The 19,886-nt window shown below is 68.2% G+C and carries 22 protein-coding genes; 13 read left to right on the top strand and 9 right to left on the bottom strand.

Translation table 11 applies throughout. From position 1 onward, the window contains the following. Nucleotides 1–81: 81 nt before the first annotated feature. Nucleotides 82–711, top strand: coding sequence for a hypothetical protein (locus tag ACOHX0_RS11925; protein WP_420677149.1), 630 nt, complete (start codon nucleotides 82–84; stop codon nucleotides 709–711). A gap of 478 nt (nucleotides 712–1,189) precedes the next feature. Here the strand turns inward: ACOHX0_RS11925 and ACOHX0_RS11930 are convergent, their stop codons facing one another. Next, the gene (locus tag ACOHX0_RS11930; RefSeq protein ID WP_420676977.1) at nucleotides 1,190–1,519 is read right to left on the bottom strand and encodes an AzlD domain-containing protein; all 330 of its coding nucleotides are present in this window, start codon (nucleotides 1,517–1,519) and stop codon (nucleotides 1,190–1,192) included. Beyond that, nucleotides 1,516–2,265 carry an AzlC family ABC transporter permease gene (locus ACOHX0_RS11935; protein WP_420676979.1) on the bottom strand — a complete coding sequence of 250 codons (750 nt, stop codon included), beginning with the start codon at nucleotides 2,263–2,265 and terminating at the stop codon, nucleotides 1,516–1,518. The genes ACOHX0_RS11930 and ACOHX0_RS11935 overlap by 4 nt, the downstream gene beginning before the upstream one ends. A gap of 73 nt (nucleotides 2,266–2,338) precedes the next feature. Between ACOHX0_RS11935 and ACOHX0_RS11940 the strand changes: the two genes are divergently transcribed. From ACOHX0_RS11940 to ACOHX0_RS11955, 4 genes are all read left to right on the top strand, one after another. Beyond that, a complete protein-coding gene (locus tag ACOHX0_RS11940) occupies nucleotides 2,339–3,205 on the top strand; it encodes a formate dehydrogenase accessory sulfurtransferase FdhD (RefSeq protein ID WP_420677150.1) in 867 nt (288 codons plus the stop codon). A 69-nt stretch (nucleotides 3,206–3,274) separates the two neighbouring features. Next, entirely contained in the window at nucleotides 3,275–3,892 is a 618-nt protein-coding gene (gene mobA / locus ACOHX0_RS11945; protein ID WP_420676981.1) for a molybdenum cofactor guanylyltransferase MobA, read from the top strand. Continuing rightward, entirely contained in the window at nucleotides 3,889–4,392 is a 504-nt protein-coding gene (mobB, locus tag ACOHX0_RS11950) for a molybdopterin-guanine dinucleotide biosynthesis protein B (RefSeq protein ID WP_420676983.1), read from the top strand. Before mobA ends, mobB begins: the two co-directional genes overlap by 4 nt. Then, entirely contained in the window at nucleotides 4,389–6,536 is a 2,148-nt protein-coding gene (locus tag ACOHX0_RS11955; RefSeq protein ID WP_420676985.1) for a molybdopterin-binding protein, read from the top strand. The genes mobB and ACOHX0_RS11955 overlap by 4 nt, the downstream gene beginning before the upstream one ends. 199 nt (nucleotides 6,537–6,735) lie before the next feature. On the opposite strand, the gene ACOHX0_RS11960 is transcribed toward ACOHX0_RS11955, so the two are convergent. The 3 genes from ACOHX0_RS11960 to ACOHX0_RS11970 all read right to left on the bottom strand — a co-directional run bounded on the left by ACOHX0_RS11960 (nucleotide 6,736) and on the right by ACOHX0_RS11970 (nucleotide 9,011). Further along, nucleotides 6,736–7,881 carry a hypothetical protein gene (locus tag ACOHX0_RS11960; RefSeq protein ID WP_420676987.1) on the bottom strand — a complete coding sequence of 382 codons (1,146 nt, stop codon included), beginning with the start codon at nucleotides 7,879–7,881 and terminating at the stop codon, nucleotides 6,736–6,738. A 26-nt stretch (nucleotides 7,882–7,907) separates the two neighbouring features. Beyond that, nucleotides 7,908–8,378, bottom strand: a complete 471-nt coding sequence (greA, locus tag ACOHX0_RS11965; RefSeq protein ID WP_420676988.1) for a transcription elongation factor GreA — start codon at nucleotides 8,376–8,378, stop codon at nucleotides 7,908–7,910. 249 nt (nucleotides 8,379–8,627) lie between these two features. Further along, the gene (locus ACOHX0_RS11970) at nucleotides 8,628–9,011 is read right to left on the bottom strand and encodes a VOC family protein (RefSeq protein WP_420676990.1); all 384 of its coding nucleotides are present in this window, start codon (nucleotides 9,009–9,011) and stop codon (nucleotides 8,628–8,630) included. Between the two features lie 100 nt (nucleotides 9,012–9,111). On the opposite strand from ACOHX0_RS11970, the gene soxR reads away from it, so the two are divergent. The 4 genes from soxR (at nucleotide 9,112) to ACOHX0_RS11990 (ending at nucleotide 14,092) form a co-directional block, all read left to right on the top strand. After that, nucleotides 9,112–9,591, top strand: coding sequence for a redox-sensitive transcriptional activator SoxR (gene soxR, locus ACOHX0_RS11975; protein ID WP_420676991.1), 480 nt, complete (start codon nucleotides 9,112–9,114; stop codon nucleotides 9,589–9,591). A gap of 160 nt (nucleotides 9,592–9,751) precedes the next feature. Beyond that, a complete protein-coding gene (locus tag ACOHX0_RS11980; protein ID WP_420676992.1) occupies nucleotides 9,752–11,398 on the top strand; it encodes an electron transfer flavoprotein-ubiquinone oxidoreductase in 1,647 nt (548 codons plus the stop codon). Nucleotides 11,399–11,532: 134 nt separating this feature from the next. After that, entirely contained in the window at nucleotides 11,533–13,260 is a 1,728-nt protein-coding gene (locus tag ACOHX0_RS11985) for a tetratricopeptide repeat protein (RefSeq protein ID WP_420676993.1), read from the top strand. Next, nucleotides 13,250–14,092, top strand: a complete 843-nt coding sequence (locus ACOHX0_RS11990; protein ID WP_420676994.1) for a 4-(cytidine 5'-diphospho)-2-C-methyl-D-erythritol kinase — start codon at nucleotides 13,250–13,252, stop codon at nucleotides 14,090–14,092. Before ACOHX0_RS11985 ends, ACOHX0_RS11990 begins: the two co-directional genes overlap by 11 nt. 211 nt (nucleotides 14,093–14,303) lie before the next feature. On the opposite strand, the gene ACOHX0_RS11995 is transcribed toward ACOHX0_RS11990, so the two are convergent. After that, a complete protein-coding gene (locus ACOHX0_RS11995) occupies nucleotides 14,304–15,302 on the bottom strand; it encodes a polyprenyl synthetase family protein (RefSeq protein ID WP_420676996.1) in 999 nt (332 codons plus the stop codon). A gap of 56 nt (nucleotides 15,303–15,358) precedes the next feature. Here ACOHX0_RS11995 and ACOHX0_RS12000 point away from each other — a divergent pair, with 56 nt between their 5' ends. From ACOHX0_RS12000 to ACOHX0_RS12010, 3 genes are all read left to right on the top strand, one after another. Then, entirely contained in the window at nucleotides 15,359–15,574 is a 216-nt protein-coding gene (locus tag ACOHX0_RS12000; protein ID WP_420676997.1) for a putative signal transducing protein, read from the top strand. 10 nt (nucleotides 15,575–15,584) lie between these two features. Further along, a complete protein-coding gene (locus ACOHX0_RS12005; RefSeq protein WP_420676999.1) occupies nucleotides 15,585–16,349 on the top strand; it encodes a tRNA1(Val) (adenine(37)-N6)-methyltransferase in 765 nt (254 codons plus the stop codon). 279 nt (nucleotides 16,350–16,628) lie between these two features. Continuing rightward, entirely contained in the window at nucleotides 16,629–16,802 is a 174-nt protein-coding gene (locus ACOHX0_RS12010; RefSeq protein WP_420667624.1) for a YdcH family protein, read from the top strand. A gap of 80 nt (nucleotides 16,803–16,882) precedes the next feature. Here ACOHX0_RS12010 and yddG read toward each other — a convergent pair whose 3' ends face one another. Both yddG and gcvA read right to left on the bottom strand, forming a co-directional pair. After that, nucleotides 16,883–17,746: an aromatic amino acid exporter YddG gene (yddG, locus tag ACOHX0_RS12015; protein ID WP_420677001.1), complete on the bottom strand. Its 864-nt coding sequence runs from the start codon at nucleotides 17,744–17,746 to the stop codon at nucleotides 16,883–16,885. Then, on the bottom strand, nucleotides 17,743–18,690 hold the full coding sequence (gene gcvA, locus ACOHX0_RS12020) for a transcriptional regulator GcvA (protein ID WP_420677002.1): 948 nt from the start codon (nucleotides 18,688–18,690) through the stop codon (nucleotides 17,743–17,745). The genes yddG and gcvA overlap by 4 nt, the downstream gene beginning before the upstream one ends. Nucleotides 18,691–18,801: 111 nt before the next feature. On the opposite strand from gcvA, the gene ACOHX0_RS12025 reads away from it, so the two are divergent. Continuing rightward, nucleotides 18,802–18,954 (top strand): hypothetical protein, encoded by a 153-nt coding sequence (locus ACOHX0_RS12025; RefSeq protein WP_420677004.1) that lies wholly within the window; start codon nucleotides 18,802–18,804, stop codon nucleotides 18,952–18,954. Nucleotides 18,955–19,030: 76 nt separating this feature from the next. Here the strand turns inward: ACOHX0_RS12025 and phbB are convergent, their stop codons facing one another. Beyond that, complete coding sequence (phbB, locus tag ACOHX0_RS12030; RefSeq protein ID WP_420677005.1) at nucleotides 19,031–19,753, bottom strand: acetoacetyl-CoA reductase; 723 nt, start codon at nucleotides 19,751–19,753, stop codon at nucleotides 19,031–19,033. Nucleotides 19,754–19,886: the final 133 nt, after the last annotated feature.

Here is a 19,886-nt window from a genome sequence, read left to right on the forward strand (position 1 = left end):
ATTGGGCTGACCCCGGTGTCAGAATACCTTTTGCCAGACCCGCAGGCGCCCGCGGCGCCGCTGCGGGTTTTCTCTGCGCATTTGCGGGGGCGGGCCGCGCTGTGCCTTGGCGCGGGCCTTGTAGCGCTGTCGCTTGCGGGCTGCGCCGCGCCGCAGCAGCCCAATGCCGATGCGGTGGCGCTGCAAAGGGTGGCCTACCGCCATCCGGGCCCGCCCGCGCTCACCCTTTACACAATGGTCAACAACCGCACCGGACGGGGCGGGCACGCCTCTCTGATGGTAAACGCGCAGGAGCGGGTGCTGTTCGATCCGGCGGGTTCCTTCTATGCCGCGGTGGTGCCGGAGAAGAACGACGTGCTTTATGGCATCACGCCCGCGGTAGAGAAGGCCTACCGCGGGGCGCATGCGCGCAGCACCTACCGCGTGGTGGTGCAGCGCGTGGAGGTGACGCCGGAGCAGGCGGCGCAGGCCTACAGGCTGGTGACGTCGAACGGCCGGGTGCCGGGCGCGTTCTGCGCGCAGGCGGTCTCCGGCATCCTGCAGCAGGTCCCCGGCTTCGAGGGCGTCGGGCGGACCTTCTACCCCGAGGCGCTGTCCGAACAGTTCGGCGCGCTGCCGGGGGTGGAGACCGAGGTCTACCGGGAGAACGACAGCGGCGATTTGCAGGAAGGACTCGCCAAGAGCGACGCGGCGCTGCGCGCGGGCGGCTGAGGGCCGGCGGCCCCGGGGCGGGCACCCCTCGGACGATCTGCGGAGATCAGGCCGCGCCGGGAGACCGGGGCGGCTTCTTTGTTTGCGGCCGGTGAAACAGCGGGTGAGTGGGCAAGCGGAGAAGCCGCGATTGACCTGCAAGCAAGTAAGCCGCTCAACCCCGGGAGATAAGCCGCGCGCCGGCGGCGCGGGCGGAGGCGATCCGAACGGAAATGGCTGGCAGTTTATCCCGGCCGATTCCGTATGCCCTGTCGGGGGCGCGCCCAAAGGCAGCCAAATCGCCGCCGCGCGGGCGCGCGCCGGCGATGCGCGGCGGCCTTTCGGCCTTGTCCCGCCCGGGGTGCAGCAGGCTAGAGGATGCGCTCCCGCGCCTGTTGCCCGCGCCTCAGGCGCAGGCAAAGCAGCCTTGGGCCGGGCGCCATGCTGGCGCATGGCGGGGCGCGCGTGGCGGGTGCCGGGGGTGCTCCGCCGCCGCGCGTCAGCCTGCGAGATAGAGCAGAACCAGCGCCACGCCGCCGGTGGCCAGCGCCACCAGCACGTTGCGGCTGATATAGCCGGCCGCGAAGGTCGCGGCGGCGGCGGCGAAATGCGGCAGGCTGGGTTCGCCGCCGGTGGGCGCGGGCCAGACCGCGAGCGGCACCACCAGCGCCGGGATCACCGCCACCGCGGTATAGCGCAGGTGGCGCATCAGCCAGGCGGGGATTTCGCGCCCGCCCATGAAGCCGATGAAGACGAAGCGCAGCACGTAGCTGCCGAAGGACACACCCAGGATCACGGTCCACAGGAGCCAGGCGGGGATCTCGGTCATTCTGCGGCCTCCGGGTTGGGGGTGCGGGCTTCGGCCGCGGCCTTGCGGCGCTCGAGCCAAATCTCGGCCTGGGCGCCCGCGATCATGCCGGCGATACCGGCCACGATCAGCCCGAGGTTATAGGGCAGCGCTGTGGCGGGCAGGGCGGTGGCGACGGCGACGAAACAGGCCACCACGTGGGCGGGCGTCCTCAGCATCGGGCCGATCATCGCAAGGAAGGCCAAGGGCAGCACGAAATCCACCCCCCAGCTCTCCGGGATGCGGGTGCCCGCGAGCGCCCCCAGCACAGTGGCAGACATCCAGACCGGCGCCACGATGCCGCAGGTGCCGAAGAAGTAGGCCAGCCGCTGTGGCAGCGTCATCCTCGGCGCCTTCTCGAACTGCACGATGGAGAGCGCATAAGACTGGTCGACCACGAAATAGGCGGCTATCGCGCGCTGCCACATCGGGGCACCGCCGAGGTAGGGCGTGAGCGAGGCGGAATACATCGCCATCCTGAGGTTCACCGCCAGTGCCGACACCAGGATGATCAGCACCGGCGCCTGCTCCTGCATCAGCTGCAGCGCGGTGAGCTGGGCCGCACCCGCAAACACCGCCATCGAGAACGCCAGCGCCTCACCCGCGTTCAGCCCGGCCTCCGCCGCGAGCACGCCGAAGAGCGATCCGAAGGGCGCGGCCATCAGCAGGAAGGGGGCGCTGTCGCGAAAGCCTTTCCAGAAGGCCGATTTGGGAGTGGTGATTGCCATGCGCGCGTCCTAGATTGCCTGCACCCGGCCTAAGGCGGACGCAGGAGGTTTGCAATTGGTGAGTGCAGATATCATGGCGGAATATCTGATTGCCCCCGATGTTTCCAACCCGCGGCTGACGCGGCAGGTGCAGGGGTTCGACCAGACCGGCGCCGCGCAAGCGATCGCGGTGGTGGAGGAGCGGCCGCTGACCATCTTCCTCAACAGCCGCGAGATCGTCACCGCGATGACCATCGGCGACTACCCGGAGTATCTGGCGCTGGGGTTCCTGCGCAATCAGGGCATGCTGGGCGACGAGGACGAGGTGACGCGGGTCGACTACGACGATGACCTGGAAACCGTGGTGGTGCGCACCGCGGTAGAGACCAGCCACGAGGAGAAGCTGAAGAAGAAGACCCGCACCTCGGGCTGCGCGGTGGGCACGGTTTTCGGCGACATGATGGAGGGGCTGGAAGGGCTGAAGCTGCCCGAGGCGGAGCTGCGCACCTCCTGGCTCTATGCGCTGGCGCATAAGATCAACCGCACGCCCTCTCTGTATCTCGAGGCCGGCGCCATCCACGGCACCGTGCTGTGCCAGAGGGACCGGCCGCTGGTCTACATGGAGGACGTGGGCCGCCACAATGCAGTCGACAAGATCGCGGGCTGGATGCTGTCGGAGCGGGCGGAGGCCGCGGACAAGATCCTTTACACCACCGGGCGGCTGACCTCGGAGATGGTGATCAAGACCGCGCTCATGGGCATTCCGGTGCTGGCCTCGCGCTCGGGCTTCACCGCTTGGGGCGTGGAGATCGCGCGGGAGGTCGGCCTCACGCTGATCGGCCGGATGCGCGGGCAGCGCTTCATCTGCCTTGCGGGCGAGGAGCGGCTGTTGCGGGATATCGACCCGGCGGCGGTGCCCGCAGAGGAGAAGAAACACAGAAGGAAAGGCGCGGATGGCTAACAGGGGAGCCGAATTTCACACGAAATTCGGGCCGGAAAACGCGCGTTTTCCGGCGCCGGAGGAGATGGCATGACGGAACGCAAGCCTTTGGGCGTGATCCTCGCAGGCGGGCAGGCGACCCGCATGGGCGGCGGTGACAAGGGGGCTCTGGTCGTGGGCGGCCGCAGCATGCTCGACCGGGTGATCGTCCGGCTCGGCCCGCAGGTGGAGCGGCTGGTTCTCAACGCAAATGGCGATGCGGCGCGATTTGCCGAATACGGGCTGCCGGTGGTGGCAGACAGCCTGCCGGACTACCCGGGGCCGCTTGCCGGCGTGCTGGCGGGCATGGAGTGGGCGGCCGCGCAGGGCGCCAGCCATATTGTCACGGCCGCCGCCGATACGCCCTTTTTCCCGGAGGATCTGGTGGCGCGGCTGACCCGCGCCGCCGAGCGCGCCTCGACCCCGATTGCGCTGGCCGCGACTTATGAGGGCGGGCGCGCCAATCGCCACCCGACCTTTGGCCTCTGGCCCGTGAACCTGCGGGCGGACCTGCGCGCGGCACTGGAGGGGGGCTTGCGCAAGGTGGTGCTCTGGACCGACAAGCACGGCGCGGCCACTGCGGCCTTTGAGGACGGCGCGTTTTTCAACGTGAACACGCCGGAGGACCTGACCGAGGCGGAGCGCCGCGTTGCCGAGGGGCAGGTATGAAGGTCTATGGCGTCACCGGCTGGAAGAACAACGGCAAGACCGGGTTGATGGAACGCCTGGTCGCGGAGATCACGGCGCGGGGCTTCACTGTCTCCACCGTGAAACACGCCCATCACGCGGTGGACGTGGACCAGCCCGGCACCGACAGCTTCCGCCACAGGCAGGCGGGCGCCTCGGAAGTGGTTCTGGCCTCGGGGCGGCGCATCGCCTTGATGCAGGAGCTGCGCGGCGCGGCCGAGCCAACGCTTGCGGAAATCCTCGCCCGGATGCAGCCGGCCGATCTGGTGCTGGCCGAGGGCTACAAGCGCGAGCCCCACCCCAAGATCGAGGCGCACAGGCAGGCGGCAGGCACCAAGCTGATCGCCAGGGGTGATGCCAGCATCCGCGCAGTGGCGAGCGATGCGCCGGGGGCGCTGGAGCCGGGCGCGGGGCAGGTCGTCTTCCATCTCGACGACACCAGGGCTATTGCCGATTTCATTCTGCATGAGGTGGGGCTGTGAGCGCTTTTCCGGCCCCTCTCTTTGACACTGTGCTGGTGGCCGACTGGACTGCCGGCAAGCGTCGGCCGAAGCGCGAAAGCCGGGACGCGATCTGGCTGGGCGCCGCGCGCAGCGGCATCGCGGAACCCCCGGTCTACTGCCGCAGCCGGCAGGAGGCGGAGGCCTGGCTCTCGGACTTTCTCGCCCGCGAACGGGCCGCCGGGCGGCGGGTGCTTGCGGGGTTCGACTTCCCCTTTGCCTGCCCCCGGGGCTTTGCCCGAAGGATCACCGGCTCGGACAGCCCGTTTGCGCTCTGGGCCTGGCTGGAGGCGCGTATTCAGGACAGCCCGGACGGCAGCAACAACCGCTTCGACGTGGCGTCGGAGTTGAACCGGGCCTTCCCCGGCGAAGGCCCCTTCTGGGGCAAGCCGGAGGAGGGGCGATGGCCCGATATCCCCTACCGCAAGTCCGGGATCACCTACGCAGAGGTAGGCGAACGGCGGCAGGCGGATCTCGCGGCCCAGGCGGCGTCCTCCTGCTTCCAGCTGTTCTTCAACCCGACGGTGGGCAGCCAGATGCTCATGGGGCTGCCGGTCTTGCAGCGTCTGCGGCAGGAACATGGCGTGGCGGTCTGGCCATTCGAAGGCACGGGAGACGCTCCGGCGGTCTTTGCCGAGCTCTGGCCCGGGCTGATCGAGCCCGCGGTCAAGGCCGCCCTGGCGGAGGCGGGGCCGGAGGAGATCCGCGACCGGGTGCAAGTCAGTCTGCTGTCGCAGGCGCTGTCGCGGCTCACGCAGGAGGAGCTGGCGGAGATGCTGGGCGTATGCCCGCCGGAAGCCAAGGAGGAGGGGTGGATCTTGGGCACCGGTCACAAGGACAGGCTGAACGCGCTGGCGGGGGATGCAAGCCAGCCTTTGGCTCCGCCGCCGCTCGGCAACGATTGCTTTGCCTTGCCGGCCGGCGTGGACTGGACCCCGGTGGACGAGGCGCTCGCGCGGCTGAGGGAGCGGCTGCGCCCGGTGACCGGGCAGGAAAGCGTGCCGCTTGCCCAGGCGCTGGGCCGGGTGCTGGCCGCGGATGCTGTGGCGCGCCGCGCCAACCCGCCGCTGCCCAACACCGCAGTCGACGGCTATGGCTTCCGGGGGCCGCTGCCCGAGGGCCCGCATGTTCTGCCGCTGGTCGAGGGCCGGGCCGCCGCCGGGGTGCCGTCTGCGGGCGAGGTTCCGGCGGGCCATGCGATCCGGGTGCTGACCGGGGCGGCGCTGCCCGCGGGCGTGGACACTGTGGTGCTGGAAGAGGACGTGAACAGCAACGGGTGCCGGATAGCCCTCAACGGCCCGCTGAAGCGCGGCGCCAACACCCGCAAGGCGGGCGAGGACGTACGCGAAGGCACGGTGATCCTGTCCCGCGGCCGGGTGGTGACGCCGGCCGATCTGGCGCTGGCCTCGGCTTGCGGGCTGGCGGCGCTCGACGTGCATCTGCCGCTGCGCGTGGGAGTGCTCTCCACCGGGGACGAACTGGTGGAGGCGGGCGCGACAGCGGCGCCGGGGCAGATCTATGACGCCAACAGGCCGATGCTGCTGGGGCTGATCCGGCAGCTGGGCTTCACCGCCATCGACCTCGGCCGGGCACCGGATAACCGGGCTGCGCTGCGGGAGAGGCTGGATGCCGCGGCGGGGCAGGCGGATGCGATCCTCACCTCCGGCGGCGCCTCGGCGGGGGACGAGGACCATGTCTCGGCGCTCCTGCGCGAGGCGGGCGCGCTGCAGCACTGGCGCATCGCGCTGAAGCCGGGGCGGCCGCTGGCGCTGGGTATGTGGCAGGGCACGCCGGTCTTCGGGCTGCCGGGCAATCCGGTGGCGGCGCTGGTCTGCACGCTGATTTTCGCGCGCCCGGCGATGGGGCTGATGGCGGGAGCGGGCTGGCGCGAGCCGCAGGGCTTCGAGGTGCCGGCCGCGTTTGCAAAACGCAAGAAACCCGGGCGGCGCGAATATCTGCGCGCCCGCATCCGGCAGGGCCGGGCCGAGGTCTTTACTTCTGAAGGCTCAGGGAGGATCAGCGGGCTGAGCTGGGCCGAGGGGCTGGTCGAATTGGGCGACGGCGCCGCGGAAATCCGCCAAGGCGACCCGGTGCGCTTTATCCCCTATGGCAGCTTCGCCATGTGAGGGCTGGGCAAGGGAGCCGCTCCCGCCCGTTGCCCGCCCGTCATTTCATGACGGGCAGCCGCCCGTTGGGCCGGGCGCCGCGCTGACGCGCGGCGGGCCATCGCAATCCAGCCCCGTGCCACTTCCTGATCACTACTTTCTGACCGGAAATACCCCCGCCGGAGGCAGCGCCCGCCAGGGCGCTCCCGCCCGATCTACGTCAGTCGAAGGTCCCCGCGACCCGGCCCAGGAGCATGAAGGCGCGCGCCGTGCGGGTGCCGCTGAGGGCGGAGATCTCGCTGTCGGTGGCACCAGCTTCGAACTCCGCGAACATCTGGTCGAAGCGGCGCAGGAAGTGGTGCGCGGCGTCGCGGAAGATCGGGTCCTGCTTCATCCGGGCCGCGGCCAGCGACAGCGAGGCGCGGTCGCGCACGCCGCCAAGCGCCGCTACCGCGCGGCCGCGCGCACCTTGCGCGAACTGGCGCCAGACCTCGGGGCGGGCCATGTCGGGGTGCAGGTCGTCCATATAGATGCCGTCCTGGCTGACCAGGGTGAGCACGTCCTGCGCGGCCTGGATCACCTGCGCCGCCTTGCGGTCCTTGAGAGCGGCGCGCAGGGCGGTGAAGCCCGCCTGGTCCTCGGCGGTTTCCGGGAAGTTCAGGGCGCGGATGAACTGCTCCGTCGGCAGAGGCGGGGCGGTGTCTGCGGCCTCGGTCCCCAGCGCCAGCGAGCCCTGGCCGGCCGCGGCCATCTCGGCGGCGCGTTCGGGGATCGGCGGGCGCGGCGGCATCCGGCGGCTGGTGTGGAAGGTGGCCAGCGCGGTTTCGGTCTTGCGCGCCGCTTCAGCCAGCGCATCGAGTTTGCGGCTGACCGAGGGCTCGGCCACCGCGGCATGCTGCTGTGCCTGGGTGAGGTAGGTCTGGCGCAGCCCGTCGATGGCTGCCTGGAGCTGTTCGCTCTCCTCCCGCATCACCCGGGCCGAGCGGGCCGCCGAGGCCGCGACCCAAAGCATCGCCAGCGGCAGGATCACCGCCAGAAGCACCGTGATCTGATCGGCCCATTGCACCAGCCCGCCGTCTTCGGCGGAGAAGTAGTAGAGCCCGCCCGCGAGCAGCAGCCAGAGCGCGCCGAGCACGATCGCGGCAAGTTCCGCCGCTCCGGGGCCGGAAGCGGCGCCGGCCGGCTCGAAGCCGCGCAGCGGCTGGCCCGCCGGGCTGCCCAGCCCGCCGTGTCCGGTGCCGGGGCCCTGGGCACCGCGGAGGGCGCTGCTGGCGGCCTGGCCAGGCTGCGTCTCCGAGCCGGGACCCTGACCGTGCCCGGGGCCGGTGCCGTCTGGATATGCGCCTGCTGGACTCTGGCCGGACATGGGCCGCTCCCGGTTGCTGCTAGGGGTCAGGAAAAGTCGATCTTCAGGATCTCGTAAGCGCGCTCGCCGCCGGGCGTGCGCACTTCCACACTGTCGCCTTCTTCCTTGCCGATCAAGGCGCGCGCGATGGGGGATTTGATATTGAGCAGCCCGGCCTCGATATTGGCTTCATGCTCACCGACAATCTGCCAGGTCTTTTCTTCGTCGGTGTCCTCGTCCACCACGGTGACCTTGGCGCCGAACTTGATGGAGCCGGAGAGCTTCGCCGGGTTGATCACGTCGGCCAGCGACAGGATGCCTTCGAGCTCCTTGATGCGGCCTTCGATGAAGGACTGCTTTTCGCGCGCCGAGTGGTATTCGGCGTTTTCCGAAAGGTCGCCCAGCTCGCGCGCTTCGGCGATGGCCTGGATGATCGCCGGGCGTTCGACGGATTTCAGGTTTTTGAGTTCGCTCTCCAGGGCGCTGTGGCCCTTGGGGGTCATCGGGATCTTGTCCATAGGTGTGGTCCAGGTCTTTTGTCTGTGCGTTCTTCAGGAAAACCGGAGCCCCGCAGCAGGCAGCTGCGGGGCGTCCGGTTCAGTTGCAAATACCTGACCCAATCCCGGGCCGGATTTCAAGTGGGGGGCGGGGGCCTGCGGCGGGCAAATCCGGCAAAGACGCGGGATTTCACGCCGGCAAAGCGCCCATGCCCCGGAGAATGCGCGGAAAAATGCCGTGGTCCGGGTCGGGCCATCCACAAAAGAAGATCATTCATCATATTGCACCGCCTCGTATTCGACGCCGTTGTCATCGAGGAAATAGAAGCGGCGGCCAGGTTCGTAGTCGGCGTGATTCACTGGCTCGAATCCTGCCTTCTTCACCGCCGCTTCGGTTGCGTCCAGGTCCGCGACCACCACGGCGAGGTGGTTGAGCGCGCCCTTGCGGGAGTAGCGCGGCGCGGCCTCGCCCGGCGCTTCGGCGGGGCGGAACAGGGCCAGGTAGCTGTCGGGGCCGCCCACATGCACGGTGTAGCCGCCGTTTATCGCCGGGCCCTCCCAGCGGATGTGCCAGCCGAAGACCTCTCCCATCCAGGCGGCTGTGGCTTGCGGGTCGGCAACGGTGATGTTGGCATGTTCCAGTTGTGCGCTCATCTGCGGCTCCTTTTCGATGTCTGATGCCTCTTGATACGACTCACGCTAATTTCTAAACCTAACTTGAGCTCAAGCATTTTTTCAGAGGAGGGCGCAGAAGGTGGCGGCGCAGGCAGGGATCTCCATCGGCTATCTGGCTGAGCGCACCGGGCTCGCGGTATCGGCGATCCGCTATTACGAGGCGCAAGGCCTGGTGGAGCCCTGGCGCAACGCAGGCGGGCAGCGGCGGTTTCACCGCGCCGACATCCGGCGCCTCAGCTTCGTGATGATCGCGCAGCAGTTCGGCTTCTCGCTGCCGGAAATCCGCGGTCTGCTGAAAAGCCTGCCCGGCGGGCGCACGCCGACTCCGCAGGACTGGGCGGCGATCTCGGAAGGGTTCCGCGCGCATCTGGACCAGCGAATCGAGACGCTCACCAAGTTGCGCGACAATCTGGACGGCTGCATCGGCTGCGGCTGTCTGTCGCTGCCCAAATGCGCGCTCTACAACCCCGCCGATGCGGCAGCGCAGAAAGGCAAGGGCCCGCGCTATCTGCTGGGCGACCGGCCAGAGGCGGGCAACGGGGCGGAAAACGATGCCTGAATGACGAAAACAGGCGTTCATTTTGCCGCAGAACCCTGTTCTACAGGGGCCTGACGCAGAGTTTGGATTGACCAGCACGGCCGCCAAACGCTAAGCACCCGCGAAAGAAAATTACGCCCTTCCGGTGGGGCCGGTAGCGAAATAGCCAAGGAGCACCTCTATGGCCGAGATTGAACGCGAAGCGATGGAATATGATGTGGTGATCGTGGGGGCCGGCCCCGCCGGTCTCTCGGCCGCCATCCGCCTCAAGCAGCTGGACGCCGATTTGCAGGTGGTCGTGCTGGAGAAGGGCTCGGAAGTGGGCGCGCATATCCTGTCGGGCGCGGTGCTGGACCCCTGCGGCCTCGATGCGCTGATCCCGGACTGGAAGGAAAAGGGCGCCCCGCTGAATGTGCCGGTGGAGGAAGACAACTTCTACATGCTGGGCGAGGCGGGCCAGGTCCGCATCCCCAACTTCCCGATGCCGCCCCTGATGAACAACCACGGCAACTATATCGTCTCGATGGGCAACGTCTGCCGCTGGATGGCGGAGCAGGCCGAGGAACTGGGCGTGGAGATCTTCCCCGGCATGGCCTGCTCGGAGCTGGTCTATGGCGCCAACGGCGAGGTTAAGGGCGTGGTTGCGGGCGAGTTCGGCCGCAATCCCGATGGCACCCCCGGCCCGTCTTACGAGCCCGGCATGGAGCTGCACGGCAAATATGTGTTCCTGGGCGAAGGCGTGCGCGGCTCGCTGTCCAAGGAAGTGATCGCCAAATACGGCCTGTCGGACGGCAAGGAGCCGCAGAAATACGGCCTTGGCATGAAGGAGATCTGGGAGATCGACCCGGCCAAGCACAAGGCGGGCCGCGTCTCCCACACCATGGGCTGGCCGCTGGGCGGCAACGCGGGCGGCGGGTCGTTCATCTACCACCTGGACAACAACCAGGTCTATGTCGGCTTCGTGGTGCACCTGAACTACAAGAACCCGCATCTGTTCCCCTACATGGAGTTCCAGCGCTTCAAGCATCATCCGATGGTGGCGGAGCTTCTGAAAGGCGGCAAGCGCGTGGCTTACGGCGCGCGGGCGATCACCGAGGGCGGCTGGCAGTCGCTGCCCAAGCTGGTGGCGCCGGGTGTGGCGCTCCTGGGCTGTGCCGCGGGCATGGTCAACGTGCCGCGCATCAAGGGCAACCACAACGCGATGCTGTCGGGCAAGGCCGCGGCGGAAGCCGCTTATGCCGCGATCAAGGCGGACCGCGCCGGCGACGAGTTGGCGGCCTACGAGGCGGACGTGCGCGAGGGCGCCATCGGCGAGGACCTGAAGAAGGTGCGCAACGTGAAGCCGATGTGGTCCAAGTGGGGGCTCACCGCGTCCTTGATGCTGGGCGGACTGGACATGTGGACCAACACCTTCGGCTTCTCCCTGTTCGGCACCCTCGGCCACGGTAAGAATGACGCCGAGGCCACCGAAGAGGCCAGCAAGCACAAGGAAATCGACTACCCCAAGCCCGACGGGGTTCTGTCGTTCGACCGGCTGACCAACGTCTCCTTCTCGATGACCAACCACGAAGAAAGCCAGCCCTGCCACCTGCGGCTCGGCAACCTCGACACGCCGGTGCGGGTCAACCTTCCGAAATACGCAGAACCCGCGCAGCGCTACTGCCCGGCAGGCGTCTACGAAGTGGTGGAAAAGGACGGTCAGCCGGAGTTCGTCATCAACTTCCAGAACTGCGTCCACTGCAAGACCTGCGATATCAAGGACCCCTCGCAGAACATCACCTGGACCACACCCCAGGGCGGCGACGGGCCGAATTACCCGAACATGTGATCCGGACCCGCCGGAACCGGCGGTGTTTTGCCGGAAAACAGGGGGCGGCCAGGCGGCCGCCCCATTGCGTGCAGGGGCCGCGCGCACTACGATTTCCCTTGAGCAGTGATATAACACGTAGAGGGAGGCCCCGCGTGCCCCGATCCTTTTTTCGCCCCTTCCGAGGCGCGGCGCTGGCCGCAGTGGCCGCTATCTCCGCCGCAGGGCCCATGGCCGAAGCAGGCGGGCTGGCGGGCTCCTACCTGGCCGGGCGGGCGGCCATTTATGACGGCGATTTCGTCTCCGCCGCGCTCTATTATTCCCAGGCGCTGGCGCGTGATCCGCAGAATCCGGTCTTGATGGAGAACCTGGTGTTCGCGCAGCTGGCGATGGGCCAGATCGACGCCGCGGTGCCGGTGGCCGAGCGGCTGTGGCAGATTGGCGCCCGCAGCCAGGCCGCCAACATCGTGATGGCAGGCAATTTCGCCCGCCGCGGCGACTTCCAGGCGATCCTGGACCGCGACTTGTCGCGCCACGCGATCCACCCGCTTGTCGACGGGCTGCTGGAAGGCTGGGCGCATATGGGCGCGGGCTCGGTCTCCAGCGCGCTGAAACGCTTCGATGAACTGGCAGACGACGGCAGCCTGCGCCCCTTCGTGCTCTACCACCGGGCGCTGGCGCTGGCCTCCGCCGGGGACTACGGCGGCGCCGAGGAGCTGTTTGCCGCGGATGACGGCCAGCTCACCGGGCTCAGCCGCCGCGCCGCCATCGCACGGGTGCAGATCCTGTCGCAGCTGGGCCGGACCGAGCAGGCGCAAACGGTGCTGGGCGAGAGCTTCGGCAGCCGTCTCGACCCCGGGCTGGAGCGGCTTGCCACCGCGCTGGAGGCGGGCGAGACCCTGCCGTTTACCATCGCGCCAAGCGCGCGCGACGGCGTGGCGGAGGTGTTCTTTACCCTCGGCGCGGCACTCAACGGCGATACCGCCGACGACTACGTGCTGATGTATGTGCGCATGGCCGCGGCGCTGAGCCCTGACCATGCGGATGCGATCCTGCTCAGCGCCGGCCTGCTGGACCGGCTTGGCCGCTACGAGCTGTCGGTCGCGACCTATAAGCAGGTGCCCGCGGGCCACCCCGACCATCACGCCGCCGAGCTGGGCCGCGCCGAGGCGCTGCGCCGCGCCGCCAAGCCCGATGCCGCGATCGAGGTGCTGGAGCAGCTGTCGCGCGACTACCCCGACCATGCCGGCGTCTACGTGAGCCTGGGCGACCTGTTGCGCCAGCAGGAGGGCTACGCCGCCGCCGCCCGCGCCTACGACAAGGCGCTGGCCGCCACGCCCGAGGACGACGGCAGCCGCTGGTTCCTGCTCTACGCCCGCGGCATCTGCCATGAGCGGCTCGGCCAGTGGGAGCAGGCCGAGGGTGACTTCCGCGCCTCGCTGGCGCTCGACCCGGACAGGCCGCAGGTGCTGAACTACCTTGGCTATTCGCTGGTCGAGAAAAGCAGCAAGCTGGATGAAGCCTTGGAGATGATCGAGCGCGCCGTCGCCGCACGGCCCGACAGCGGCTATATCGTCGACAGTCTGGGCTGGGTGCTCTACCGGCTCGGCCGCTTCGAAGAGGCGGTCGGGCACATGGAGCGCGCGGTGGAGCTGATGCCGGTGGACCCGGTGGTGAACGACCACCTTGGCGATGTCTACTGGGCCGTGGACCGCAAGCGCGAGGCGGAGTTCCAGTGGAAGCGGGCGCTCTCCTTCATCGACCCCGAAGACAGCGATGGCGAGGCCGACCCGGAGCGGATCCGGCGCAAACTGAAGGTTGGGCTGGACGCAGTGCTGGCGGAAGAGGGCGCAGCCCCTTTGAAGGTGGCCAATGGCGGTTGAGGCGTTTGCGCCCGCCAAGATCAACCTCACTCTGCATGTGACCGGCCGCCGCGCGGACGGCTATCATCTGCTGGATTCGCTGGTGGTCTTTGCCGATGTGGGCGACCGCATCACAGCCGCCCCGGCAGAGGCGCTGAGCCTCTCGGTGGAGGGGCCAATGGCGGCGGGGGTGCCTGCTGACGGGGGCAACCTGATGCTGCGCGCGGCCCGGCTGATGACGGGCGGCAGTCCGCGCGGCGCGGCGCTGCGGCTGGAAAAGCACCTGCCGATGGCAGCGGGCATCGGCGGCGGCTCCTCGGATGCGGCGGCGGCGCTGAAGGCGCTGTCCACGCTCTGGCAGCAGCCGCTGCCCGCAGCCGGAGACGTTCTGGCCCTGGGCGCCGACCTGCCGGTCTGCCTCGCAGCACCAATCCCGCAGCGGATGCGCGGCACCGGCGGGCGGCTGGACCCGCTGCCGCCCCTGCCGGACTGCGGGCTGTTGCTGGTGAACCCGGGCGTCGCGGTGCCGACGCCCGCGATCTTCAAGGCGCTTGCGCAGCGCGAGAACCCGCCCATGCCCGAAGACCTGCCGTGCTGGCAAAGCGCCCGCGAACTGGCGGAGTGGCTGGCGCAGCAGCGCAACGACCTGCAGGCCCCGGCCGAAGCGCTGGCGCCGCAGATCTCCGGCGTGCTGGCCGCGCTTAGACTGACGCAATGCCTGCATGCGGGAATGTCCGGATCCGGCGCCACCTGCTTCGCGCTCTATCCCAGCCGTGCCTGTGCAGAGGCTGCGCAGACCCGGATCGGCAGCACCCGCCCGGAGTGGTGGGCCGCCGCAGGCAGCTTGCTCTGACACAGACCAGGGAAGCGCTCCCGCGCACGGGACAGCGCCTCTCCGAGGCTTGCCCGCCCGAGGGCCGGGCGCCGCGCTGGCGCGCGGCGGGGGCCGCGCGCGGGACCTGATCCTCTTCTTCTTGCCAAAAATATCCCGGGGGTGAGGCCCAGGGGGCCGAGGGGGCAGAGCCCCCCCACTTCCCTGTCAACAGCCCGGACCGAAGAAGGCTTCAGTTCAGCCTGGCGACCACGTAGCCCGCCAGGTCGTGCAGCACCTCGCGCAGCGGATGCTCCGGCAGGACCGCGAGCGCCGCCTTGGCCTTCTCGGCCCATCGGAGCGCGTCCTGGCGGGTTGCCTCCAGCGTGCCGTATTTCGCCATCAGCGTGAGCGCCTGCTCCAGGTCGCCGTCCTGCTGGCGGCCCTTCTCGATGGTGCGGCGCCAGAAGACGCGCTCTTCGTCCGTCGCCTGCGCCACCGCCTTGATCACCGGCAGAGTCAGCTTACGCTCGCGGAAGTCGTCCCCCACGTTCTTGCCGGTGGCCTTGCTGTCGCCCTGGTAATCCAGCAGGTCGTCGGCGATCTGGAAGGCGATCCCAAGCGCGTCGCCGTAAGCGTGCAGCGCCTGCACCTGGGCTTCGGGCGCGCCCGCGATCACGCCGCCAACTTCGGTCGCAGCCGAGAACAGCGCCGCGGTCTTGCCGCGCACCACTTGCAGGTAGATGTCCTCGTCGGTTGCCAGGTTGGAGGCCGCGGTCATCTGCAGCACTTCGCCCTCGGCAATCGTTGCGGACGCATTGGCGAGGATGTCGAGCACCCGCAAGGACCCGGTCTCCACCATCAGCTGGAAGCTGCGGGCAAAGAGATAGTCGCCGACCAGCACGGAACTCTTGTTGTCCCACAACAGGTTGGCGGTGGGGCGGCCGCGGCGCTGGGCGCTTTCGTCGACCACGTCGTCATGCAGGAGCGTTGCGGTGTGGATGAACTCCACCGTCGCGGCGAGCCGGATGTGATGTTCGCCCTCGTAGCCGCAGAGCCGGGCTGCGGCCAGCGTGAGCATCGGGCGCAGGCGCTTGCCGCCGGCCTCGACCAGATGCGCGGTCACCTCGGGGATGCGGGGGGCGTGGCGGGAGGCCATCCGGGTGCGGATCAGCGCGTTCACCTCCTCCAGTTCCTGGCTCAGCGCGGCGGCCAGCATCTCGTGCGGCTTCTTGTTCATGACTTGGTCCATCACATTCCTGCTTGCAAGCCTCGACAATGCGGCGGCCTTGCCCTTAGATCCATCCCATGAAGGAACTCCTGCGCAGCACCGATCCAACCGTCCTGGCCTTTGCCTCAGCCCTTCTTGAGGGAGAGGATATAGACTGCTTTCAAATCGACGTAAACATGAGCGTCCTGGAGGGCAGCATAGGCATTCTGCCGCGGCGGCTGATGGTGCGGGCGGCGGATTATGACGCCGCACTTGTGGTGATGGCGGATAACGAAATCCCGCTGGGCCGGTGACAATGGGACAATGAGCCAGTTTCCGGAAAATGAGTTGAGCCGCAACGGTTTCCTGGGCGGCCGGGTGCAGCTGTGGCAGCCGCTGAAGGGCTACCGTGCCGGGGTCGATCCGGTTCTGCTGGCGGCTGCGGTGCCCGCGCGGGCGGGGCAAGCGGTCCTGGAGCTGGGCTGCGGCGCGGGGCAGGCGCTGTTGTGTCTTGCGGCGCGGTTGCCGGGGCTGGATCTCGCAGGGGTGGAGCTGCAGCCCGCCTATGCCGCGCTGGCGCGGCGGAACGCGGCGGAGAACGGTGCGGCGCTTACCGTCTGGGAGGCGGATCTGGCAGCGCTGCCAGCGGACTTGCGGCAGCGCCGTTTCGACCATGTGATCGCCAATCCGCCCTACTACCGGGCCGGTGCTCACAGCCCGGCGCAGGACGCGGGCCGCCGCACTGCGCTGGGGGAGGCGACGCCGCTGGCTGACTGGATCGGCACGGCGGCGCGGCGGCTGGCGCCGAAGGGGTATCTGCACATGATCCAGCGCGCCGACCGGCTGCCGGAAATGCTCACGGCCTGCGAGGGGCGGCTCGGCTCGGTGGAGGTGCTGCCGCTGGCGCCGCGCGCGGGGAAGGCCGCGGAGCTGGTGATCCTGCGGGCGCGCAAGGAGGGCCGGGCGGCCTTCCGGCTGCATGCGCCGCTGGTGCTGCATGAGGGCGCGCGCCACGACGGCGACGGCGAGAGCTACCGGCCTGAGGTGCGCACCGTGCTGCGCGGCGGCGCGGCGCTGGACTGGCCGTGAGTGGACCCTGAAACGCTTGCCGGAAGGTGCGGCGGGCCGTTGAAAACGCCCTTCTCCGCGGGCGGCTGATATGGGGGGCGGCACCGTCCGGTTCAACCGGTGCGGCATTTGGTGCGGGGGTGCTCTGCCGGCATCCGCTGTTCTGCGCAACAATATGAGCAATGAACGGCCTATACGAATATTTCATGACAAAAATGCTGCGGCTGCGGCGTGACAGGCGGCAGTTCTTGTGCTCCACTCAAAACGTTCAACAATCTAGCTCAATGAAGGAGGAGTGCCATGAGCCTCAGCTCGCACCTGACCGAACTTAAGAAGAAGCACGAGCACCTGAGCATGGAAGTGGAACACGCCCAACGGTCGCCGAGTACCGACGGGTTGCAGATCGCAAAAATGAAAAAGCAGAAGCTCAAACTGAAGGAAGAGATTGAGCGCCTGGCTGCCGAGACAGCCTGAGGTTCCCGCCGGGCCAAGCCCCGGGGTTAGAAGCGGAGGGCCAGCCGGCTGCGGCGGCCCTCTTTTTTGTGCCTGTCCAGTCAGGCGGTGGCGCTGGACCGCGCCGCCACCAGCGCGCCGAAGGTGATCAGCGCCGCCGCCAGCGCCAGGCTCCAGGAGGCTGTGGCGATACCCGCAAGCACCAGGATCAGCGTCGACAGCAGCGGGGCCGCATAAGAGCTGGTGCCGAGCATCTGAATGTCGCCCTGTTTCACGCCGATGTCCCAGACGTAGAAGGCCAGCCCCACCGGCCCCAGTCCCAGCAGCAGCGTCGCGCCCCAGCCCAGGGTGCCCGCGGGCCAGACAGTATCTTCGAGCGCGAAATGCAACCCCCAGGAAGCCGCGGCGGTGGCCAGGCAGAAGACCGCAACCGAGCTGGTCGGCGCATGGCCGACCCGGCGCGACAGGACCGAGTAGCTGGACCAGGTGAGCGCGCAGAGCAGCGCGAGCCCATAGCCCGGCAGGTATTGCGCCTGAAACCCCTCGCCGCCGCCGGAAATGATGGTGGCAGCACCGCCAAAACCCAAGGCCGCACCGATCAGATGGCCGGGCTTCAGCCGCTCGCCCGGCAAGAGGCCGGAAAACAGCACGATCAGCAGCGGCCAGAGATAGGCAATCAGCCCGGCCTCGGCCGCAGGCGCCAGGCGCAGGGCGGAGAAGTAGAGCGCGTGATAGCCGAACAGGCCAACGGTGCCGAAGGCGTAGACCTTCATCGGAACTGCGCGCAGCTGCCCCAGCTTGCCGGCGGCGGCGGTCCAGATCAGCCCTAGGGTGCCGCCGATGGTGAAGCACAGCGCATTCAGCAACAGCGGCGGCGCCGGTTCCGAGCCAACGGTGAGCAAGGCAAGCAGCGACCACAGAAGGACAGCAATGAAGCCGGTAGCGGTCGCGCGGGTCTTGGTCATGGCGGGGGAATGTCCTCGACTGGGATGATCTCAAATGCTTCCGAGACGTAGGCGGTTTTCGCGATCTCGGCAACAAACCAATCGCGGAAGGCGGCGATCTGGGGCCGGGATTCGGTGCCCGGCGCGCAGAGGAAGCGGAAATGCGCCTTGGTCTCAATCGCAGTCTTGAAGGGGGCGACCAGGCGGCCTGTGTGAAGGTCCGTCACCGCCATGCCGCGCCGCCCCAGCGCCACGCCCGCGCCTGCCAGCGCCGCGTCGATGGCATGGTCGGCCTGGGAAAAATGCGCGCCATGGGTGGGGGTGAAGTTGATGCCCTGGCTGCGGAACCAGGCGGGCCAGTCGCAGGGCGGGTCCAGGAAGGCCACCGATTCATCAAAGATCAGCGGTGCCTCCACCAGGCTTCCGGGCGTGGTGTAGCGCTCTGCCAGTTCGGGCGTCATCACCGGTGTCATCCACTCCGGCGGCACCTCGACCGAGTAGAATTCGCCCTCCTCGCCATAGCCGAAACGAATCGCCACATCGATGTCGTCGCGCTGGAAGTCGAGTATCCGCAGGGTGGCGGAGAACCTGAGGTCGATCTCCGGATGCGCGCGGGCGAACTCGTACAGCCGCGGCGCCAGCCATTTGGCGGTGAGCCCGGGGCCGGCCGTCACCGTCAGCGTGGTGTTGTCCTGCAAACGCCGCGTGGCGCGCCAGGCGGCGGTGAGTGCTGCAAACCCCTCGGTCATGCCGGGCTGCAGGGTGCGGCCCGTCTCGGTCAGCTCCACCGCCCGGTTCAGGCGGCGGAACAGCGCATCTCCCAGGTGCTCCTCCAGCGACTTGATCTGGAAGGAGAGCGCGGCGGGGGTCACGTTCAGCTCCTCCGCTGCCTTGGCAAAGGACATGTGGCGGGCAGCGGCCTCGAAGGCGCGCAGGGCGGTGAGAGGGGGCAGGCGGTCGCTCATGGTCACTTAAGTACAGCTTAACTGAGTTGGTGAAAACTCTCGTTTGTAAGCTTTCCGGGCTGGGGGCATATTGGTCACAGGTAAGAGATCCTAACTCAAACGGAGGCCGGCATGCTGGAATATTCTGCTCGATCGGACATCAAGGCCGGTCTGGCCCGCGCCCATGAGGCGCGCGGGGCTGTGCTGAAACAGGCATGGAACTGGCTGGTTGCCAGGCGCGGGCTGCGCGGGGGTCTTCGTCCGAAAGTTTCCCGCTGGGCCTGAGCGCTGGGTCCTTACGGGATAGGAAAAGGGCCGGTCCCGATGGACCGGCCCTTGCCGTTCTGGCTGTTATAACAGCTTAGACGAAGAACTGCGCGCCGTTGGCGGAGATCGTCGAGCCGTTGACGAAGCCCGCGTCGTCGGAGGCCAGGAAGGCCACGCAGCGGGCGATTTCCTCGGGCTCGCCCAGGCGGCCGGCCGGGATCTGGCTGATGATCGACTCGCGGACCTTCTCCGGCACCGCCATCACCATTTCCGTCGCGATATAGCCGGGGCAGACCGCGTTGGCAGTGATCCCTGCGCGCGCGCCTTCCTGCGCCAGCGATTTCACGATGCCGAGGTCGCCCGCCTTGGTCGCGGCATAGTTCACCTGTGCAAACTGCCCCTTCTGGCCGTTGATCGAGGAGATCACGATGACGCGGCCGAACTTGCGTTCGCGCATGCCGGGCCAGACCGGGTGCACGGTGTTGAAGACCCCGGTCAGGTTGGTGTCGATCACCTCGTGCCACTGTTCCGGGGTCATCTTGTGGAAGGGGGCGTCGCGGGTGATGCCGGCATTGGCGACCACGATGTCGATCGGGCCCAGGTCTGCCTCGACCTTGGCGATGCCGGCCTTGCTTTCGTCATAGCTCGCGGCGTTCCACTTGTAGGTCTTGATGCCGGTTTCCTCGGTGAACTTGGCGGCCGCGTCGTCGTTGCCCGCATATGTCGCGGCGACCTGACAGCCCTGTTCCTTCAGCGCCTTGGAAATCGCTGCGCCGATGCCGCGGGAGCCGCCGGTGACGAGTGCGATACGTGCCATTAGAGAATCCTCCTCATATTTCCCTTGGTAATCTTGCTATATTCTTGGTTGTGTTTGCGCAACTATATTGCGCGCCCATACTTGCTGCGCTGCCGCAAAAAAATGCCGCACCCCGCCCCTTAGCGCGGGCGTG

It is taken from the genome of Cribrihabitans pelagius, assembly GCF_048820915.1.
In the GTDB taxonomy this organism is placed as follows: Bacteria; Pseudomonadota; Alphaproteobacteria; order Rhodobacterales; family Rhodobacteraceae; genus Cribrihabitans_A; species Cribrihabitans_A pelagius.

Excerpts from the sequence above, each read along its gene's own strand:
- ACOHX0_RS11930 (WP_420676977.1), bottom strand. The coding sequence starts at position 1,519 with ATGACCGAGATCCCCGCCTGGCTCCTGTGGACCGTGATCCTGGGTGTG.
- ACOHX0_RS11935 (WP_420676979.1), bottom strand. The coding sequence starts at position 2,265 with ATGGCAATCACCACTCCCAAATCGGCCTTCTGGAAAGGCTTTCGCGAC.
- ACOHX0_RS11940 (WP_420677150.1), top strand. The coding sequence starts at position 2,339 with ATGGCGGAATATCTGATTGCCCCCGATGTTTCCAACCCGCGGCTGACG.
- mobA (WP_420676981.1), top strand. The coding sequence starts at position 3,275 with ATGACGGAACGCAAGCCTTTGGGCGTGATCCTCGCAGGCGGGCAGGCG.
- mobB (WP_420676983.1), top strand. The coding sequence starts at position 3,889 with ATGAAGGTCTATGGCGTCACCGGCTGGAAGAACAACGGCAAGACCGGG.
- ACOHX0_RS11960 (WP_420676987.1), bottom strand. The coding sequence starts at position 7,881 with ATGTCCGGCCAGAGTCCAGCAGGCGCATATCCAGACGGCACCGGCCCC.
- greA (WP_420676988.1), bottom strand. The coding sequence starts at position 8,378 with ATGGACAAGATCCCGATGACCCCCAAGGGCCACAGCGCCCTGGAGAGC.
- ACOHX0_RS11970 (WP_420676990.1), bottom strand. The coding sequence starts at position 9,011 with ATGAGCGCACAACTGGAACATGCCAACATCACCGTTGCCGACCCGCAA.
- ACOHX0_RS11980 (WP_420676992.1), top strand. The coding sequence starts at position 9,752 with ATGGCCGAGATTGAACGCGAAGCGATGGAATATGATGTGGTGATCGTG.
- ACOHX0_RS11990 (WP_420676994.1), top strand. The coding sequence starts at position 13,250 with ATGGCGGTTGAGGCGTTTGCGCCCGCCAAGATCAACCTCACTCTGCAT.
- ACOHX0_RS11995 (WP_420676996.1), bottom strand. The coding sequence starts at position 15,302 with ATGGACCAAGTCATGAACAAGAAGCCGCACGAGATGCTGGCCGCCGCG.
- ACOHX0_RS12000 (WP_420676997.1), top strand. The coding sequence starts at position 15,359 with ATGAAGGAACTCCTGCGCAGCACCGATCCAACCGTCCTGGCCTTTGCC.
- ACOHX0_RS12005 (WP_420676999.1), top strand. The coding sequence starts at position 15,585 with ATGAGCCAGTTTCCGGAAAATGAGTTGAGCCGCAACGGTTTCCTGGGC.
- ACOHX0_RS12010 (WP_420667624.1), top strand. The coding sequence starts at position 16,629 with ATGAGCCTCAGCTCGCACCTGACCGAACTTAAGAAGAAGCACGAGCAC.
- yddG (WP_420677001.1), bottom strand. The coding sequence starts at position 17,746 with ATGACCAAGACCCGCGCGACCGCTACCGGCTTCATTGCTGTCCTTCTG.
- gcvA (WP_420677002.1), bottom strand. The coding sequence starts at position 18,690 with ATGAGCGACCGCCTGCCCCCTCTCACCGCCCTGCGCGCCTTCGAGGCC.
- ACOHX0_RS12025 (WP_420677004.1), top strand. The coding sequence starts at position 18,802 with ATGCTGGAATATTCTGCTCGATCGGACATCAAGGCCGGTCTGGCCCGC.
- phbB (WP_420677005.1), bottom strand. The coding sequence starts at position 19,753 with ATGGCACGTATCGCACTCGTCACCGGCGGCTCCCGCGGCATCGGCGCA.